The 18,259-nt window shown below is 59.7% G+C and carries 11 protein-coding genes; 4 read left to right on the top strand and 7 right to left on the bottom strand.

Annotation, left to right across the window (positions count from 1 at the left end):
* Positions 1–14: 14 nt before the first annotated feature.
* Entirely contained in the window at positions 15–4,103 is a 4,089-nt protein-coding gene (locus BLU71_RS15815) for a neuraminidase-like domain-containing protein (RefSeq protein ID WP_083354344.1), read from the top strand.
* On the top strand, positions 4,096–8,136 hold the full coding sequence (locus tag BLU71_RS15810) for a hypothetical protein (RefSeq protein WP_083353454.1): 4,041 nt from the start codon (positions 4,096–4,098) through the stop codon (positions 8,134–8,136). Before BLU71_RS15815 ends, BLU71_RS15810 begins: the two co-directional genes overlap by 8 nt.
* On the opposite strand, the gene BLU71_RS15805 is transcribed toward BLU71_RS15810, so the two are convergent.
* From BLU71_RS15805 to BLU71_RS15780, 6 genes are read right to left on the bottom strand one after another with little or no spacing between them, the layout of a single operon-like run.
* The gene (locus BLU71_RS15805) at positions 8,137–9,468 is read right to left on the bottom strand and encodes a DUF58 domain-containing protein (protein ID WP_083353453.1); all 1,332 of its coding nucleotides are present in this window, start codon (positions 9,466–9,468) and stop codon (positions 8,137–8,139) included. It lies immediately after the preceding gene.
* Positions 9,465–10,466 (bottom strand): AAA family ATPase, encoded by a 1,002-nt coding sequence (locus BLU71_RS15800; protein WP_042607313.1) that lies wholly within the window; start codon positions 10,464–10,466, stop codon positions 9,465–9,467. Before BLU71_RS15800 ends, BLU71_RS15805 begins: the two co-directional genes overlap by 4 nt.
* A complete protein-coding gene (locus tag BLU71_RS15795; RefSeq protein ID WP_083353452.1) occupies positions 10,463–11,626 on the bottom strand; it encodes a DUF4350 domain-containing protein in 1,164 nt (387 codons plus the stop codon). Before BLU71_RS15795 ends, BLU71_RS15800 begins: the two co-directional genes overlap by 4 nt.
* Positions 11,623–13,161: a DUF4129 domain-containing protein gene (locus tag BLU71_RS15790; protein ID WP_083353451.1), complete on the bottom strand. Its 1,539-nt coding sequence runs from the start codon at positions 13,159–13,161 to the stop codon at positions 11,623–11,625. Before BLU71_RS15790 ends, BLU71_RS15795 begins: the two co-directional genes overlap by 4 nt.
* Positions 13,148–14,125 carry a stage II sporulation protein M gene (locus tag BLU71_RS15785; protein ID WP_083354343.1) on the bottom strand — a complete coding sequence of 326 codons (978 nt, stop codon included), beginning with the start codon at positions 14,123–14,125 and terminating at the stop codon, positions 13,148–13,150. The genes BLU71_RS15790 and BLU71_RS15785 overlap by 14 nt, the downstream gene beginning before the upstream one ends.
* Positions 14,122–14,838 carry an RDD family protein gene (locus BLU71_RS15780; protein WP_083353450.1) on the bottom strand — a complete coding sequence of 239 codons (717 nt, stop codon included), beginning with the start codon at positions 14,836–14,838 and terminating at the stop codon, positions 14,122–14,124. The genes BLU71_RS15785 and BLU71_RS15780 overlap by 4 nt, the downstream gene beginning before the upstream one ends.
* A gap of 267 nt (positions 14,839–15,105) precedes the next feature.
* On the opposite strand from BLU71_RS15780, the gene sbcB reads away from it, so the two are divergent.
* Positions 15,106–16,536, top strand: coding sequence for an exodeoxyribonuclease I (gene sbcB / locus BLU71_RS15775; protein WP_083353449.1), 1,431 nt, complete (start codon positions 15,106–15,108; stop codon positions 16,534–16,536).
* A gap of 97 nt (positions 16,537–16,633) precedes the next feature.
* Here the strand turns inward: sbcB and mvaT are convergent, their stop codons facing one another.
* Positions 16,634–17,011: a histone-like nucleoid-structuring protein MvaT gene (gene mvaT / locus BLU71_RS15770; protein WP_016773476.1), complete on the bottom strand. Its 378-nt coding sequence runs from the start codon at positions 17,009–17,011 to the stop codon at positions 16,634–16,636.
* Positions 17,012–17,347: 336 nt separating this feature from the next.
* Between mvaT and purU the strand changes: the two genes are divergently transcribed.
* Positions 17,348–18,196, top strand: coding sequence for a formyltetrahydrofolate deformylase (gene purU / locus BLU71_RS15765; protein ID WP_016773477.1), 849 nt, complete (start codon positions 17,348–17,350; stop codon positions 18,194–18,196).
* Positions 18,197–18,259 lie beyond the last annotated feature (63 nt).

Genomic DNA, 18,259 nt, shown 5'->3' with positions numbered 1-18,259 from the left:
AGAAGGTGAAGATCATGAGCCAAAGCATCATCAACGATTTGCTCGAACAACGTCGTACTGCTCTGACGGAGTATTGCCTGGGCCACTTCGGCGAGAGCGATGGCCGGTTCAGCATCATAAAGAACGCTGACCATCTGAATGAATTGTTGCGTCTGGACTCGCTCGACACGCAAAAAGTGCCCAGTGCACTGGGTGCCGAGGCAATCAGCTGCGCGCAGAAATTCATCAATGCTGCCTACCGCAAGCTTGAGCCGGGGTATTCGAAGACAGAGTTCCCTGAAGAGGATCTGAAACGCTGGGAGCTGTACAGAAACTATTCGGACTGGTCGGCGTTGATGTTGCTCCTCATTTACCCGGAAAACTACATGACGCCGTTCGCGCGGTCTCGCATGACTCGTTTGTTCCTGACGTTGATGACCGATCTGAACCAGACACGGTTAAGCACCGATTCGGTACTGATCGCTTTGCGTGCCTATCTGAAGTCTTTTGAAGAAATCTGCAACCTGGAAGTCATCAGTGCTTTTCTGCATGGCACCACGGCCGTGGATGGGCGCTATTTCCTTGTCGGCCGAGAACGGGTGGCGCCTTACCGATACTTTTGGCGCGAAGCGCAGATTGAACTGACGCCGACCTGTACCAACGTCAATCCGGCGGCGTGGTACGAGTGGGACATGATCGATGTCGGGGTGACCGGAACCGTGCTGGATGTGCGCCCGGTGTTCTGGAACGGCAGGCCGTGTCTGGTCTGGGCCGAGCTTTCAGACAAACTCGGGGAGAAAGACAAGGATGGCTATGTTCCCTACAAGGTGAGCATCAACATAGCCTTCAGATCGCAGAACGGAGAGTGGTCGCCGGCAACAAATCTGCAAAGCATTGGAGATCTCGACACGCCTCCGCCAGCCGATAGCCGCTTGATTGCCACGATCCGTGTTACCGAAAGTCATCCCAATGGCTTTCTCGGCGTTTTGTTTTTCAAAGGTGATGAAGCGCAGACGCCGGTAATGCGCGATGTGTTGTTTCGGCCACTCCCTGCGTATGAGGGCGGCTGGCTGGAAAAACTCGCGCAACGTTTCGACAGTGTGCTCACTGTCCAGCATTCGCTGACTGAACAGATGCGGCCAAAAATGGTTACGACGATCCCGACGTCCGGGACGCTGACTGACTTCTACGAACTGGATGCGTTTGTGCTGACTCACTCCACGGGAGACATCCTGGCCGTCAGGGGCATTTGCAGGCCAAATGGCACCGGGGGCGTGGCAACCGTGGGTTTCGACTTGACGCTGACCAGCGAACCCTCGGGCGGGGATCCGAAGGAAACCAGTGGAACGTATTCGACAGACGGTGGATGGGCCACCGACTGGCTTACCTACACGCGTGGTTCAGGCGGCTTCATCAGCCCCATCACCTTCACTTTCGGCGCGACTACTGCCTCTGCAACCTATGGCCGGAAACAGTTCGTGCTGACAATGACCGGCATCGTGGGTTTCGATCCCGCGGTACTGGAAAAGAATCGGCATGACGCGGCGCAGTTTCTGGCCTTCAACAAGCCTGGAACCCTGGCACGGGTACGCCTTAATTCGCTGTTCGGTCCGCGGCTGGTCGGGCTCGCCAATATTTCTGTAGATGCGGTGTACGCCTGGGAGGCGCAGTTTTTCGATGAGCCGACCTCGGAAGCCGGGCCGGTCAATGAGCCCAACGGTGCCTTCAATAGTGCCAATGGCTTGTACTTCTGGGAGTTGTACTACCATGTGATTCATCTGGTGGGTATCCGCTTCCGCGACGAAAATCGTTATCGCGAGGCTGAAGCCTGGTGGCGCAGGGTGTTCGATCCGCAAGCGACCGCGCAGGTTTCCAATCCCCCGCAGCCAAGCGACAAGCCGGACTACTGGCGCTGCCGGCCCTTGGTGAGTCCCGGCAATGCCGGCTCTGAGTGTCTGGTAGAAGATGATCCGTACGCCATCAGTTATGCGGCGCCACAGCATTTTCAGATCCTGACCTTCATGGAGTTCGTCAAGAATCTGGTCGAGGAGGGGGACTGGTATTACCGCCAGCAGACGCGGGACAGTCTGGTGCTGGCCAAGGAGTGTTATCAGCAGGCGCAGGACTTGATGGGCGACCCGCCTACGGCGCGCTCGGTGGCCGATTGGCAGACGCAGACGCTCGGAGCGCTGATTGACCAGAGCGGCGCGCGTCCAACGCTGGAAGCGTTCGAGAGAACGCATGTGTATTCCCTTGCCGACGTACCGCCCGCGGCTGATTTCGCACCGGCGATGGGGCTGCTGGCGACACCACCGTTCAAACTGCCGACCAATGATCGCTTGTTGGCGCTGATCCAACTGCCTCGGCAGCGCCTCTACAACTTGCGCCATTGGTTGACCATTGATGGCAAACCGCTCGAATTGCCGCTGTATGAACCGCCGGGTGATCCTGCGCAACTGTTACGTGATCTGGCGGCAGGAAACAACGCCGGGCCACGGCGAATGGGGGGGCGGCCAGTCCTGAACGGCTACGGCTGGCGAGTCACCAGCGAATTTGCCCTGCGGTCTGCACAGGAGCTGCAAAACCTCGGCAGTGAACTGCTGCGCTTCATGGAACAGCGCGACACAGCGCAACAGATTGAGTTGCAACAAAGGCATTTGCTGGAACAAGCCGAATGGACGAAAACCATTCAGGAAAAATCCCTCGCTCAGATGGACGTGACGCTGACGGCCTTGCGCCAAAGTCACGCCGCCGTCAAGCAACGCGCCGATGAGTACGCCGCGTGGTTTGACGAAAACGTCACGGCAGAGGAATACAAGGTCATGGATGACCTTCACGCTGCCAAGGAACTCAATCAGGGCTCGGTCGCGGTTCAGTCTGCGGCGGGGGGGATTTCGGTCATTCCCAAAGTTTTTGGTATGGCCAACGGCAATGCCTTTCCAGAAGGTGTTTTGCATGCCATCGCACAGGGCTTGCAGATTGCCTCACTGGGCAAGCAGGCCGACGCGGAAAAAAGAGCGGTGACTGAAGGCTATCGTCTGCGTCGCCGCGAGTGGGGTTTGCAACGCAACCTGGCACTCGCCGAACTGCAGGCGCTGGATGAGCAGATCAATGCGCAGGTGATTGCTGTGGATGCGGCCCAGGCCAGTCTGCAATTGGTCTTGCAAACCAATCTTCAATCCATGGCCGTGTACGACTTTCTGCAAAAACGCACCACCCACAGTCAGCTTTACGATTGGCTGCTGGCACAACTCAAGGCGTTGTACTACCAGGCTTATGACGCAACTTACAGTCTGTGCGTCAGTGCTCAGGCATCGCGCATTGCACAAACCGGTGATTACGATTCACCGTCGATTTTGGCCCAGGCATGGTCCGATAAACATCACGGTTTGTTGGCTGGCCAGCAGTTGGCGGGCTTTCTGATGCGCGAGCAGCGCGATCACCTGCAAAGCTTCGAGCGACGTATCGAGCGGGTCAAGACCGTTTCCTTGCGACAGCTTTTCGCTGATACCGTCGAGCCGCAGCCCGACGCCCCCGACTGGGCGACGGCGCTTGGAAACCTGCAGACTCACGGACGCCTCGCTTTTTGCGTGAGTGAGTTGAACTTCAATCGCGACCATCCCGGTGAATACTGCCGGTTGATCCGCTCGGTTGAATTTGACTGCCCGGCATTGCTCGGACCCTACGAAAACCTCAGGGCCACGCTGACCCAGACTGGCAGTCGTACCGTCGTCCGGCCAGTGCCACAGGCGGTGGAATATCTGCATAACCCCGAGAGCAAGGCAGCACCTGCCGATGTGGTGTTCAACACGCGCTCGGGGCAGCAAATCGGCATTTCCCAAGGCGTTGCCGATGATGGGCGCGTCATGGAAGACCAGGATACGGGGCTGCTTCGCGCCTTTGAGTGCTCGGGGGCCGTTTCCTGTTGGGAAATCCATTTTCCGTGGTGGGGCGAGCCGGCTCAATCTGCCGTGCTTGCATCCATTACCGACCTCATTATCACTATCCGCTATTCGGCCAGGCCCGGTGAGCCGACCTTCGTACTGGCAGTGGAAAACCTGGTGACAGAAGCCAAAGCGGATGCTTTGCAGCGCAATGCCGAACGGAGCCGTCATCATGCGTAACCCAGGGATTCAAGCCGAGCGCAATCTGATCCTCAACGGCGACTTCTCTCAGAGCCTGCGAGAGTGGAAAAGAGGGCCGGTCAACCCGGCTTATGTCGTGACCAAGGCCGAGCAATTGGAAAGTGGTGAGCGCCTGAATATCCTGTCCGCTCTCGACGGGTCTTCCGCGTATCAGGAAATTACCTTATTCAAAAGTGCCAGCAACGACGTCAGGTATGTCATCAGCTTTCTTTGTGAAATGGACCACGATGAGGAGGGGCTGCTGGAGCTCAGTGTGGCCGGGCTGCCCGATACGCAGAAAATTCCCCTGCGCGTGGGCGCACTTCGCGACCGCAATGCCGACCTCCAGCGCCAGCGCGATGGTCTGCCTCGGCTGTTCCGGCCACACACGTACGAAGTGGATGTGACACTGCCGCTGTTGGATACACAGCTTCTGAAAGTCCACGCCATCAGTCCGCTCAACAAAGAGGGCGACTACTTCTCCTCGTTGCGTATCACCCGGATCAACCTGCAGTTGCATTTGCCGGCCGCGCATGTGTTGACGTTGCAACTGGACGCAGAACAATTGCCATTGGCGCGCGTCTTGCCTCTTTGTCTGGGCGCGCTGGGTTCGACTGCGCACCGCTTCAAATGCATCCATGCGCAGGATGATGCCTGGCAGGGTACTCGGGCGTCCTTGAACATCAGGAACAACCCACAGGGCGCAATTGTCGCCGATCCGGACTGGGGCAGGGATAAACCGCTGGATGATAACTGGAGTCTCGTTTGCCCGGAACTTGACGGCGACCCTCCCTATCTTTTCACTCTGCAGTTAGCGAACGAGTTCAACTCCCCCGTGCTGGATATTCCGGTCTCACTGGGTGACCACCGCCTCAAGTTCATTCAACTGAAAGAGGCGGCGCATTACGTGGTAATGGAGTATGGCCAATCCATCAGGGTTGGCGTCTGCGTCGGTTCGTATTACACCGACAAGGCGCTGGAGGGCATGACAGTAACCTGGACGGTAGACGGCACGGACGTAAAAACCACAACGCCGACCGATCGTGAGGGCTGGGCCTGGTTTGAACAACAACCGAGCGCGGCCGGCGATGTGCAGATCCAAGCGTCGGTCGAAAGTCTCTACTACGCCAGCGGCGCAGTGAGTCACGTCTTTGAAGTCAAGGTGCTGGCGACCGACCCGTTGCAAGAGATCCGCACGATCATTGGAGAGGGAGGCGAGCGGCCGTGGGATCAGAAAGGCTATCCCAATCGCGGAACGACCTATCGTTTGCAAATCCGCTTCCCCGAGGAACTGTGGGACACAGACGTGACGTTGCGCTGGAGCGGCGACCCTGCCGAGAAGCTGGGAGTTACTGTCACGCCACCGCTTGAAACAGCCGCTCGTATAGGTTCGGGTGGACTGCTTGAGTATCGATTTGATAACGAGGACAGAGACGATGGCCAGTTTTCTCTGCGGTTGACCTCTGCGCATCTGTTGGAAAGTTCGCCTGCCAAACCCATGTTGCTGGCGCGCAATGTCGTTGAACCTGGTGAGGTGCGAGGGCCTGACAGGATTTGTGTGGTGGATGAAAACGACAGCGCACGAATGTGGGTGCAGGTGCTGCACAAGACGGCATCGGGAACCGGTGGCCCGGTCGAGGGAGCACTGGTGTTCTGGACGGAGCCGGATGGGAGCGTGACGAAGACCCTGACAGGCACCGGTGGCTGGGCCAGTCATAGCCATCAGCCTGGCGCTGCGGGAGACCATCGTGTGACTGCCACCATTAAGGCTCATGAAGATGCCGAGCCGAGCGAGATGGAGTTCGTCGTGAAGGCAATCGCGACCAATGTCTGGAAGGCGCATGTGCAGATCACTCTGGATGACGAAGCAGTGGATCTGCAAACCATCGGCCTGGTGTGCCGGCATGGACAGACCCATGTGCTGAAGGTCACCCCTGTTGAGGGCAGCCCATGGGTCGACAACAAACGCATCAGTCTGGATTGGCGAGAGGGCGATCCGCTGATCGGTCTGAACCCGGCTGACCCGGGCATTTTTTTCCCGCTGGGGGCTGATGGATTGACATGGAACCTGTCCTCCAGCGCCGCCGAAAGCCTGAGCAGACCCTTTGAGTTGCGTCTGCGCGCTGATGCTGTTGCAGATGATCGCGAGTTGTGCGGGCGATTCGTCAATGCAGACCTGACCCGGGAGCTTGGCGTCAGGCTGGACCGCGTAACGGCAGCACTCGATGGGCAGACGCTATATCCCTGCCTCGGTGCGGATCATCAGTTCACCGTCTGGCTCAATGAGCTGAGCCCGCTGGTGGGTCTGTCAACAGCGCTGGAGTGGTCGGGAACGCCTGCCGAAGAATTGAACGCGGGCGTGCGTCCGCCCCTGGCGCAATCTCAACCGCTGGGTGCAGAGGGTGCTTTCTGGCAACTCGACTTCAGCAGCAGCACAAAAGCAGGTGACTTTGCGCTCGCTGTGAACCTGCCTCAATTGGCATTCCTCGCCCCCGTCACACCCATGGATCTGGGACATAACGCCTTGAGTTTCAATTCCATACTGGAATCACCGGTGGATCCGGTAGTGGATCTTGATCGGGCCTGGACGTGGGCTAATGTGGTATCACGATTTACCGGGGAGGCAGTTGCCGATGTGCCGGTCACATGGTACGCAGGCGCAGCCCCCGTAGTGGTCAACACGGACAGCAGTGGTAACTCCGGCTTCGCCGTGCTTCCCGTGAGCGCCGACATGCATACGGTGCAGGCGACTTTGCTCAGTCTCTTCGACAATACCTCAGAGCAGAGAAGCGTCACCTTCAAAACATTGGCAGAAGATCTCTGGCCGCGAGTCAAGGTCAGTTTCGATGGTCAGACCAGTCAGGTCTGGGGTGTGACCACCGGATTCCCGCGTCGCAACGGTCGGCACAGTATCGTGGCGTTTTTCCCGGAAGAATTTAACGGGCAGACCGTACGTATGGGGCATACCGGCACGGCGCCCGCAGTACTGGGCAATAGCTATGAGCCAGAGCTGGGCATGGCGCAGGTCGTCACGAATGGAATGGCAAGGTTCGGGTTGCGCGCGGGAGATTTCACGGACGGCAGTTTTGCCTTGCGGCTCTGCGCCGAACGGCTGGCACGGCTTTCGCCGGCCAATGCGATGTCGCAGGGTTCAGGTTCGCGGGTCGTAGAGTTTGCCGAACATACCGTTGCGGACAGAGTACTTGATTGGGGAGAGACACTTGAGTGGCAAGTCAGATTGCAGTCATCGATCAGCGGCAAAGCGATGCCAGGCATAACGGTAAAATGGCTCGGGGCCGGGATCAATGACTTGATGAGTGTCTCGGACTTTTACGGAAGGGCGAAAATAGGTTTTATCCCTGCCTGCCCTGGATTGAACGAGTTGACTGCGACCGTGGGAGCAGGCGCGAGCGCACGCTCCATTCATTATCGATTCACGCTCAATGCGCCGCTTGAAATCAACGAACTGGTCCTTATCCAGTCCGCTGGCTATCCGGGTGAACCGGTAGAGCTTCAAGCCAGCGTCGTGTCAGCACTCGATGGTCAGCCGCAGAGTGACGTTGAGGTCATGTGGAATTACGCGGATGAATTCTTGCCGTCAACCCGTACCAACGCTCAAGGGCACGCAAAGCTTCGCTTGTCGCTGGGGGTTCCGGGGGAGGGGCATGTGTGGGCGGCGGTGAAGGGGGGCGTGGCGGGATGGGATATGAAATCGCTGCCACTGATTGTCACTGAGCGTCCAGCTGTTGTGGCGTCTGTTGTTGCGACGCCGAATCCTGCCTATGTGGGCGCCTATGTATCGATGACTGCATTGGTCGTGGACAAAACGTCGGCAGCACCCGTGCCTCAAAGAAAAATTCGGGTCCGCGTCAACGGCAAGCCTTTCATTGATTCCATTACAGACAGCAAGGGTGAATTCAAGACTGGCTGGAAAGTGATGGCCGCGTCGGAAATCGTTTCCCTTGAGGTTGAAGTGGAAAATGCCGACGGCACCTCCGAAAGTGGATCGGTGTATGTGCCGATTCTGGAGTGATCAAAGCGCCCCACTACTTTTCCAGCTCAGATACTGCGTCACCAGCTCGGCGCCGAACGCTGCGGGCCGAACATCCATCACGGCAACGCCATGAGCACTCAAGCGCTCATGGCGTTCTGCACGCTCATTCAGGTAGTTCACCGTGCCGCAATAAGCCAACGCCTCTGGCAGCGTTTGCACCGGTGACTGGCGTAACGTATCCAGCGCTTCTTCGCGCAGACTGGCGACCATTACCCGATGATGTGCGCTCAGACGCCTGATCGCGCTCAGCAGCTCCTCATCGTCTTCATCGCGCAGGTTGGTCACCATGACCACCAGTGCCCGGCGCTTCTGGCGCGTCAGCAGTTGGTTGACGGCGGCCTGATAATCAGCCGGACGCTGCGTGCTGTCCAGGTCGTAAACCGCGTTGAGCAGCACGTTCAGTTGCCCGCTGCCTTTGACTGGCACGACATGGCGCGGTCGATCATCGGCAAACGTACTCAATCCCACCGCATCGCCCTGACGCAACGCCACATAACTGAGCAACAGGCAGGCATTGAGCGCGTGGTCGAAGTGCGACAGTTCATCGTCCTGGCTGCGCATGCGTCGGCCGCAATCGAGGAGAAAGATGATTTGCTGGTCGCGCTCGTCCTGATACTCGCGGGCAATCGGCGTGCGCTGGCGCGCGGTGGCTTTCCAGTCGATCTGGCGCAGGCTGTCGCCCTCACGAAATTCGCGCAACTGATGGAACTCCTGACCCTGACCGCGACGTTGCCGCTGGCGTACGCCAAGCTGGCTGAGCCAGTTGTCGACGGCGCGTAACTCTGCGCCGTAGAGCCGGGCGAAATCGGGATAGACGCGGGTCTGATCGGCGACCTCGATCAGGCGTTTTCCCGACCATAATCCGAACGGGCTCGGCAGGTTGACTTCGCACTGTTCAAAGCGGAAATGCCCGCGTCTGGCCGGGCGCAGACGGTAGCGGATCTGGCTCGAATGGCCGGGTTGAAGCTCGACGGCCCATGGCAGATGTTCAAACGCGAGGCCGTCGGGAACGTGGTCGAAAAGATTGACGTTCAGCGCCTCGGCGAAGTCATGCGCAATGTCCAGCTGCACCTCTGCCCAGCGCCCCAATGCCAGGCTGCCGGGCATCTGCCGCTTGATGCGTAGCGAGGGCAGGCGTTTGAGGCGCAGTGCGTCAATAACTGCCAACGCCAACAGAGCCAGGAGCAAACCCCAGTTGATCGCAATCAGGCTCGACGGGAGCTCCCTGCCGAGTGCCTGAAAAACGCCGAGCACAAGGCTGACGACCAGCAGCAGGGCGAGCCAGCTCAGCAGCAGCCGCGAGGGTTTCACAGGCGTGGCGCCGGGACTTGATCGAGCAATTGCGCGAGCACCTGATCGACCTGCAGACCTTCGATATCCAGTTCCGGCGCGATGCGCACGCGATGGCGCAGCACGGCCAGCGCGCAACCCTTGATGTCATCGGGAATCACGAATTCGCCGCCGCGCAACAGCGCCCGGGCGCGGGCGCAACGCACCAGGGCGATCGAGGCGCGCGGCCCGGCACCAAGGGTCAACCCCGGCCAGGTTCGCGTACTGCGCGCCAGGCGCACGGCGTAATCGAGAACCTGATCGTCCAGCGGCAAATCACTGGCAATCCGTTGCAGGGCTTGCACATCCTTGGCCTGCAACACGGTGCGCAGTGGTTGCACGTCGAGCATGTCGGCGCGGGTCGAACGACACACCTGACGGACCATGTTCAGTTCCTGATCGGCATCGGGGTAATCCATGCGCACCTTGAGCATGAACCGGTCGAGTTCGGCTTCCGGCAGCGGATAGGTGCCTTCCTGTTCGATCGGGTTCTGCGTGGCCAGGACCATGAACGGTTGCGCGATGGGCAGGGCGCGACCTTCAAGTGTCACCTGGCGTTCCTGCATGGCTTCGAGCAAGGCCGCCTGGGTTTTCGCCGGAGCGCGATTGATCTCATCGGCCAGCAGCAGGTTGGTGAACAACGGGCCTTTGCGCAGCTTGAACTGCTCGGTCTGCAAGTCATACACGGCATGGCCGGTGACGTCGCTGGGCATCAGGTCGGGGGTGAATTGAATGCGCGCAAACTCGCCGCCGAAGCAACGCGCCAGCGCCCGCACCAGCAAGGTCTTGCCCAGACCGGGGACGCCTTCGAGCAACACGTGGCCGCCGGCAATCAGCGCGGTCAGCACGTCGTCGACCACTGCCTCCTGGCCGATCAGCGCCTTGTTCAATTCATTGCGTACCGCTTGCGCCAACTGGCTGGCACGCTGGCGTTGCTGGGCGGCGTGAGTCGCGCTGCCGGGCTCGATCTGTTCAGTCATAACGCGTTCCTCAAGGTTTGCAGATGAGCGACCTGACGGCTGAATTCGGCGCTGGACAAACGCTGCTTCGGTCGTGGGCTCAGGGCCTGGCTGATGGCGCGGGTGGGTTGCCGGGTCAGGCGCGATAACGCCAGCCATTGTTCGGCCACATTCAATTGATCGAAACCGGGATGGCGGCGACGGGCACGGCGCAGGACGTCTTGCTGCAGCGCTTGCAACAGCGCTTGCTGGCCGTTGTGGCGCAGCAGGAAATCGGCGCTGGCGCGCAGATGCTCCAGCAGTTGCCGGCGACCCGCTGGCGCCGGCATTTGCACCGGCCCGTGGCGCACACTCGCCTGCCACAACCACAGACCGATCAAGGCGAGCAGGGCGACGATAGCCTGCGGGAAGTAGCGCCAGAGCAACGTCCACAGACCATCGTGGGCGGTGCTGTAAATCAGCGTGACGTCGGTGTCCGCGCTCAGGTACCAGAGCAGCCAGGCGTTGTCGTATTGGCCGATGGCCGGGGTTTTCCACAGCTCGGCATCGGTGACCACGGTGACCGTGCCGAGGCCGTATACCCGTTGCATCATGTGCGTGGCTTTGGCGCTGTTGGCCCAGGCCTGGGCTACGTTGTTCGGGTCATCGAGGTGGAAGTCGGTGTCGAAACCGGCGTAGGCCGGCGCGTCTTCGTCTTCCAGATACAGCTTGGTCAGTTTCGGGAAGCGATCCTTTTCCACTTCTGCCGGAGGATCTTTCAAGTCTTTGCTCAGCGATTGGTGCAGTTGCACGCGGTCGAGCAGCAGATCGTTGCTTTGCCGGGTTTGCGCATCCCACAGCGACTCGGCGACAAACACCAGACGCCCGCCGGCGCGAGTCCAGTTCAGCACCTGATCGACTTCACGCGGCGTCATCCGCGCGCGTTCACCGAACAACAGCAAGGTGTGGTTGTGCGGATCGATCTGCGGCAGCACCGCCAGGGTGTCGGCGTGATTGACCGCGAGGCCGCGCTCGCGCAGGAACATTTCTGCGGCCAGATACGGGTTGGCTTGCGCGGTGGGCGAGGGGCCGTGATCGATAACTTCCTGATACGGCCGGGCTTTGAGAAACAGAAAAAGGCTCAAGCCGCCGAGCAGCAAAAGCGCCAGCGCACCGATCGACCAGCCGATGCGCCGGTTCAATGCGCAGCACCTTTGGCAAACAATGCACGCCAGCCGTTGCACAGCTCCGCTTGCAAATGTGCCGGTGGAACCCGGTGCCCGTAGGCCATGTTCTGCCAGTGGCCGGTAAGGTTGCGGCTGTAGGCGAGCAGGTCGGGGCGTTGCAATTGCTCGATGCGTTCGAGGATCTGGCTCTCGGTGTCGGCGGCTTTCAGCGTCAGGTCGAAATCGTGCAGCAGATGGCTGAGCAGCCCGCGATAGAGCAGGCCCAGCGCGGCGCGAGGTTCGCTGAGCCACAATTGTTCGGCGCTGGCGGCGATGTCGTCAGGCAAGGTTTCACGGTTCAGATCGAGGCCGAAAACTTGCGGTGGCGCCGGTGGTTTGCTGCGCGATGGCAGGTTCGGGCGACGACTGACAAAGGTCCGGAAGAATTCGCGATACCGCCAGACCAGCCAGCCCAGCGCGGCGATCAATGCACCCCACAACAGCACTTCAATGACATTGGCCACGGCATTCAGGCGTTGCCCGTCGAGCCAGCCGAGCAGGGTCTTCAGCCACTGCGGCGCCTCACCCGGTTGCGCGTCTTTCGCCGGGCTCGCCGGATCCTCGCCAAAGCGGTAACGGGTGACGCTTTCCTTGTTCTTGAACGGCGGTTGTTCCAGCAATGACTGGATGCTGTCGCGCGAGGCCTGACTGGTCAGCGGTTGATTGAGCAGTCGTGGCGCGTCCGGCGTATCAGCCGCCCACACCGGTTGCAGGTTCGGCAGTAGCAGACACGCGGCCAGCAACACGCCGAGCACGCTGTTGTTCAGGCGCTGGCGCAAGCGACGGAAGACCAGCTCGATATCCCAGGCTTCCAGTTGCGTGCGGCGGTTCAGGTACAGGCTGAAACCGCAGGCAACATAGACGGGTTCCCAGACCACCAGGATCAGCGCATAAAACGCGTTGGTCAGGTGTTCCTGCCAACGCCAGTCCTGATCGGCCGCGAGCAGCAGCGACTGCCAGTCCCAATCGGTTTCGATCTGCTGCGGCAGCAACATGTAGAACAGCAGCATCACGCCGATCCACAGTGCGGTTTCCAGATGCACGCCGATGATCGTCAACCATTGCGCGGCGCCGCCGTTGCGTTGCAGCAGCACCTGCAGGCGTTGTTGTCTGGCCTCGCCGTCGAGGCCTTCGAGTTGCGTCACCGGCAGCACAAAGCTGCGACTCAGGCTCAGCCGGCGCCAGGTCAGACTGGCCAGCAGTTGCGGCTTGAGCAGGCGCGGCCATTCACGCAAGGCCTGTTTGAGCGTCGGCGTCTCGCCGAACAGCGCTTTGGAGAGGATGTACAGCGGCAGGCGTTCATATGCCGGTTTCAGCCACCAGAACACAAACACCGCCAGCGATGGCGAATCCCACAGCAGCACGCTGAGCAGGGCGAACAGCGGCAGGGTGACGAGAGCCCAACTGGTCATCAACAACCGCCGATGCTGCTGGCTCAGCAACACGCCCAGGTCCATGGCTTCCCAGGTCGTGCGCGGGCGGATCACCACACTGGCGTCACTCAGGCGCATGGCGGGTCCTTCCGGCCAACAGCAGATAAACCGCAACGGCCAGCCACAGCGCGGCGCCAACGGCGTATTTGGTCAGCGGTGCGACACTGGTCTTCGACGACCAGTAAGCCTCGATGAAGGCTGCAATCAGCAAGAACAGCATGACCCCGCACACCAGCAGCACGCTTTTTTGCGCGGCCAGGCGCAGTGCCTCACCGCGGGTCAGGCGTCCCGGTGCGATCAGCGCCCAGCCCAGCTTCAGGCCCGCGGCACCGGCGAGGGCAATGGCGGTCAGTTCGAATGCGCCGTGGCCGATCACGAAGGACCAGAAGGTCTGGCCGAAGCCGATTTCGCTGAGATGTCCGGCCACCGCACCGATGATCATGCCGTTGTAGAGCAGGAAAAAACCGCTGCCCACGCCCATCAGCAAACCGCTGGCGAAGGTCTGGAAGGCGATGCCGATGTTGTGCATCACGTAATAGCCGAACATCACCCAGTCTTCACTCGCTGCGCGTTCCGCCGAGCGTCCGAGGTGGCCGGCGACGGGGTCGTACATGCCTTGCATCTCGCGCACCTGTTCGGCGGGGATCAGGTTGTAGATCAGCTGCGGAAACAGATAAACCAGCACTGCGAAACCGATCAGACTGCCAAAGAACAGCAGGCTGGCAACCGCAACGAAGCGCCACTCTTCGCGCACCAGTCGCGGAAAGTCGGCGAGGATGAAACTGATGATTTGCGCGCCGAGGCGACTGCGATGCCGATACAGCTGTTGATGGCCGCGCAACACCTGCTGCTGCAATGAATCGATCAGAAAACTGCTGTAGCCGCGCTCCTGGGCCAGAGCCAGATGCTGGCAGAGACGTCGATAGGCTTTGGGAAAAGCGCTCACCTGCGCGGTGTCCTTGCCATGTTCGAGGCGTTCCAGCGCCAGGGCGAAGCGCTCCCATTCGGCTTTGTGGCGGGTTTCGAACAGGCTCTGCTTCATGGGGTCGGCCCCAGCAGTCCGCGTGCGATGCCATTGAGTTCGGACACGGCCTTGGGCGCGGAGATATGCAGCGGCTGCGCCAGCAATGCCGCCAGCTCATTGACTCGAGCCGGCGACAGCTCGGCCTGACGCTCGGCGAAACCGAGTACCGCGCGTTGCTCGCTGAGCGTGAGAGCGACGGGGCAGCGGCGAGGTTCGGCCTCAGGCAATTGCGGGCGACTGAGCGGGCGTTCGCTGTAGACCACCAGTGTGCCGGCGGCAATGTCGCCGAGGCGTTTGAAGGTCGGGTGTTGCAGGCAACTGATCGCACCGAGGCAATAGCCGAAGGGCAGCAGGTCGACAACACGCAGCAGGTTGCGCAGCAGTGAGGCCGACCAGCCGATCGGCGTGCCGTCGTCATGGACGACGCGCAAACCCAGCCATTGCTTGCCCGGCGAGCGGCCTTGGCGCAGCACCTCGAACAGCACCATGTACCACCAGCTGATGGCAAACAGCAGCAGTGAACCGAGGCCCATGCCGAGCTTGCCGAGAAATGCCAGTGCGATAAACAGCACGCCCAGAATCAAGCCGCGAATGCCCAGATCGATGGCAAACGCCACGGCGCGCACCATCAGCCCGGCGGGGCGTAACGGCAGGTCGATGCCTTCCGGCGTTTCGACCTGATGCCGCGTATCCAGCGGTGCTTTCCTTGGCGGTGCTGTGGGTTCGAGCATGGGCTACCTGATGTTCGCCTGTTCGGGATGCAAGTGCGGCTGATGCTAGCAGCCTCTCGGGTGTGGGAGCGAGCCTGCTCGCGAATGCGGTGGATCAGTCAGCCCATGTGCAACTGACAGAAAGCTTTCGCGAACAGGCTCGCTCCCACAAGGGAAATGCAATTCAGCTGTAGGAATCTGGAGAAATTGCTGTTCAAGGGCTCCGAGGCTGGCCGTGGTAACCCTGGAGCGCCTAGACTTCGCCGATCTTCTGTTCAGGATTCGCCCGTGACTTCAATCTTCTGGTACGACTACGAAACCACTGGCATCAATCCGCGCAACGACCGTCCGCTGCAGGTGGCCGGGATTCGCACCGACCATGCGCTCAACGAAATCGATGAGCCGGTGAATCTGTATTGCCAGCCCAGCGAAGACATCCTGCCGCATCCGGCGGCGTGCGCAATCACCGGAATCACGCCCGCTCAGCTTGCCGAGAAGGGTTTGAGCGAAGCCGATTTCATGACCCGTGTGCATGCGCAACTGGCCGCACCGGGTACCTGTGGCGCCGGCTACAACACCTTGCGTTTCGACGACGAGATGACGCGCTACAGCCTGTATCGCAATTTCTTCGACCCCTATGCCCGGGAATGGCAGGGCGGCAACAGTCGCTGGGATCTGATCGACGTGGTGCGCGCCGCTTACGCATTGCGTCCTGACGGTCTGGTCTGGCCGACGGATGACCAGGGCCGCGTGACCCTCAAGCTCGAGCGCCTCACGGCGGCCAATAATATCGATCACGGCCATGCCCACGAGGCGCTGTCGGACGTGCGCGCCACCATCGCACTGGCGCGGCTGATTCGCGAGAAACAACCCAGACTCTACGACTGGCTGTTCCAGTTGCGCAGCAAACAGAAAGTCATGGATCAGATCCGCCTGTTGCAGCCAATGGTGCATGTGTCCGGACGTTTCTCGGCGGTGCGCAGTTATGTCGGCGTGGTCCTGCCGCTGGCCTGGCACCCGAAGAACCGTAACGCCTTGATCGTCTGTGACTTGCATCTCGATCCGCAGGGGCTGCTGGACCTGGACGCGCACGCCCTGCGCCAGCGTCTTTATACCCGCCGCGATGAGTTGGCCGAAGGTGAGTTGCCGGTGCCGCTCAAGCTGATTCACATCAATCGTTGTCCGGTTGTAGCGCCGCTGGCGGTATTGCGTGCAGAAGATCAGCAACGCCTTGGGCTGGATATGGCGCTTTATCAGGAGCGGGCACTGCGACTAACTGACGCACAACAAGTCTGGAAAGATAAAATCGCGGCGATTTATGCCAGCGAAGATTTCACCCCCAACGAAGATCCCGAGCAGCAGTTGTACGACGGATTTATCGGCGATCGTGACCGCCGCCTATGTGAGCAAGTTCGAATGGCGGACCCTGCGCAACTAGCGCAAGAGCCGTGGCCTTTCGATGATGAACGTTTGCCCGAATTACTTTTTCGATATCGAGCACGCAACTTTCCGCAGACCCTGGATGTTGCCGAGCAGGAACGCTGGAGATTATTTTGTCAGCAGCGTCTGACGCAACCCGAGGCAGGCGCACCGAATACCGTGCAGTCATTTATCGAGAGTGCCGAGCAATGGTCGCTTAGTGCGACGCCAATGCAGCGAGAGGTGCTCAATGACTGGCAGAACTATGTCCAGGCATTACGCAAACGTTTGAATCTGTGAAATCGAACATGCCCGGTAATAATTTACCGGCATAAAAAAACGCCAGCGCAAGCTGGCGTTTTTTTGTTCGCGGATCGCTCGGCGAAGGTGTCGCGGCTTAGCCCAGCAGGGTAGCCCAGCCTTCAACCACGTCGCCGCCCCACTTGGCTTTCCACTCTTTCAGAGTCTTGTGGTTGCCACCTTTGGTTTCGATGACTTCACCGTTGTGCGGGTTTTTGTATTGTTTAACTTTGCGTGCACGCTTGGTGCCGGTAGTTTTCACTGCGCCGCCACGTGGAGCCTTGGATTTGGCTTCCGGGTCCAGCAGCGCGATGATGTCACGCAGCGATTTGGAGTATTCACCCATCAGCGTGCGCAATTTGCCTTCGAATTCCAGTTCGGCTTGCAGTTTGTCGTCTTCGGACAGGTTTTTCAGACGGGCTTGCAGCTCTTTGATGGCTTCTTCGGTGGCGCGATATTCGTTGATCAAGGACATGAGTACTACCTTTTGTAGAATGCTGAATGACAGGGGACAGTGCCGCAATAATAGTCAGGCTGTTTCATCAAGTAAACATTTAGATGGGCTTTTTATTTAAATGAGTTACAGGAATTAGCCGTCAATTGAATGTTCCGTTAAATAATGTGATGCAGTCAGCACAGATATTTACAGTTGTCTGACAAACGCCTCGCTAAAGCGTCACGGTCTTGACGAAGACCTGCGTCAGAAAGCCGTTTCGCCGGGCTTCGTTTCGCCCGGCACGCATGCGTACTGCAGTTTTCCTGCACAGTCGCTAGAATGGCGGCCTTTGTGAAGTTCTGGAGTTTCCCCCTCATGCGCACTTTTCGGCTGGTGATATCTTGCCCGGACCGCGTTGGCATCGTTGCCAAAGTCAGTAATTTTCTGGCCTCTCATAACGGCTGGATCACCGAAGCGAGCCACCACTCTGACAATCAAGTGGGCTGGTTCTTCATGCGTCACGAAATTCGTGCCGATTCGCTGCCGTTCGGTATCGAAGAATTGCGCGAGAAGTTCGCGCCGATCGCCGAAGAGTTCTCGATGGACTGGCGCATCACCGACACCGAGCAGAAAAAACGCGTGGTGCTGATGGCCAGCCGCGAATCCCACTGCCTCGCCGACCTGCTGCACCGTTGGCACAGCGATGAGCTGGACTGCGAAATTTCCTGCGTGATTTCCAACCACGACGACCTGCGCAGCATGGTCGAGTGGCACGGCATTCCTTACTACCACGTACCGGTCAATCCGCAGGACAAGCAGCCAGCGTTCGACGAAGTGTCGCGCCTGGTCAAACAGCACGACGCCGAAGTGGTGGTGCTGGCGCGCTACATGCAGATCCTGCCGCCGGACATGTGCCGCGAATATGCGCACAAGGTCATCAACATTCACCACAGCTTCCTGCCTTCGTTTGTCGGCGCCAAGCCGTACCACCAGGCGTCCCTGCGCGGCGTCAAGCTGATCGGCGCGACCTGCCACTACGTGACCGAAGAGCTGGACGCCGGCCCGATCATCGAGCAGGACGTGGTGCGTGTCAGCCACAGCGACAGCATCGAAGACATGGTGCGTTTCGGCCGTGACGTCGAGAAGATGGTGCTGGCCCGCGGCCTGCGTTATCACCTCGAAGACCGTGTGCTGGTGCACGGCAACAAGACGGTCGTGTTCTGATAGCACACGACCTGCTTGAAAAACCAAGGGCCTGGGCGTTGAATCGCTCAGGCCCTTGTCATT

The organism is Pseudomonas moraviensis (assembly GCF_900105805.1).
Lineage (GTDB): Bacteria > Pseudomonadota > Gammaproteobacteria > Pseudomonadales > Pseudomonadaceae > Aquipseudomonas > Aquipseudomonas moraviensis_A.
The sequence above is the reverse complement of the archived record's forward strand: the minus strand, read 5'-3'. Positions and strand labels throughout refer to the sequence as shown.

What these genes read in the sequence shown, in the direction of transcription:
- BLU71_RS15815 (WP_083354344.1), top strand. Translation starts at nt 15, where the DNA reads ATGAGCCAAAGCATCATCAACGATTTGCTCGAACAACGTCGTACTGCT.
- purU (WP_016773477.1), top strand. Translation starts at nt 17,348, where the DNA reads ATGCGCACTTTTCGGCTGGTGATATCTTGCCCGGACCGCGTTGGCATC.
- BLU71_RS15800 (WP_042607313.1), bottom strand. Translation starts at nt 10,466, where the DNA reads ATGACTGAACAGATCGAGCCCGGCAGCGCGACTCACGCCGCCCAGCAA.
- BLU71_RS15780 (WP_083353450.1), bottom strand. Translation starts at nt 14,838, where the DNA reads ATGCTCGAACCCACAGCACCGCCAAGGAAAGCACCGCTGGATACGCGG.
- BLU71_RS15790 (WP_083353451.1), bottom strand. Translation starts at nt 13,161, where the DNA reads ATGCGCCTGAGTGACGCCAGTGTGGTGATCCGCCCGCGCACGACCTGG.
- BLU71_RS15810 (WP_083353454.1), top strand. Translation starts at nt 4,096, where the DNA reads ATGCGTAACCCAGGGATTCAAGCCGAGCGCAATCTGATCCTCAACGGC.
- BLU71_RS15785 (WP_083354343.1), bottom strand. Translation starts at nt 14,125, where the DNA reads ATGAAGCAGAGCCTGTTCGAAACCCGCCACAAAGCCGAATGGGAGCGC.
- mvaT (WP_016773476.1), bottom strand. Translation starts at nt 17,011, where the DNA reads ATGTCCTTGATCAACGAATATCGCGCCACCGAAGAAGCCATCAAAGAG.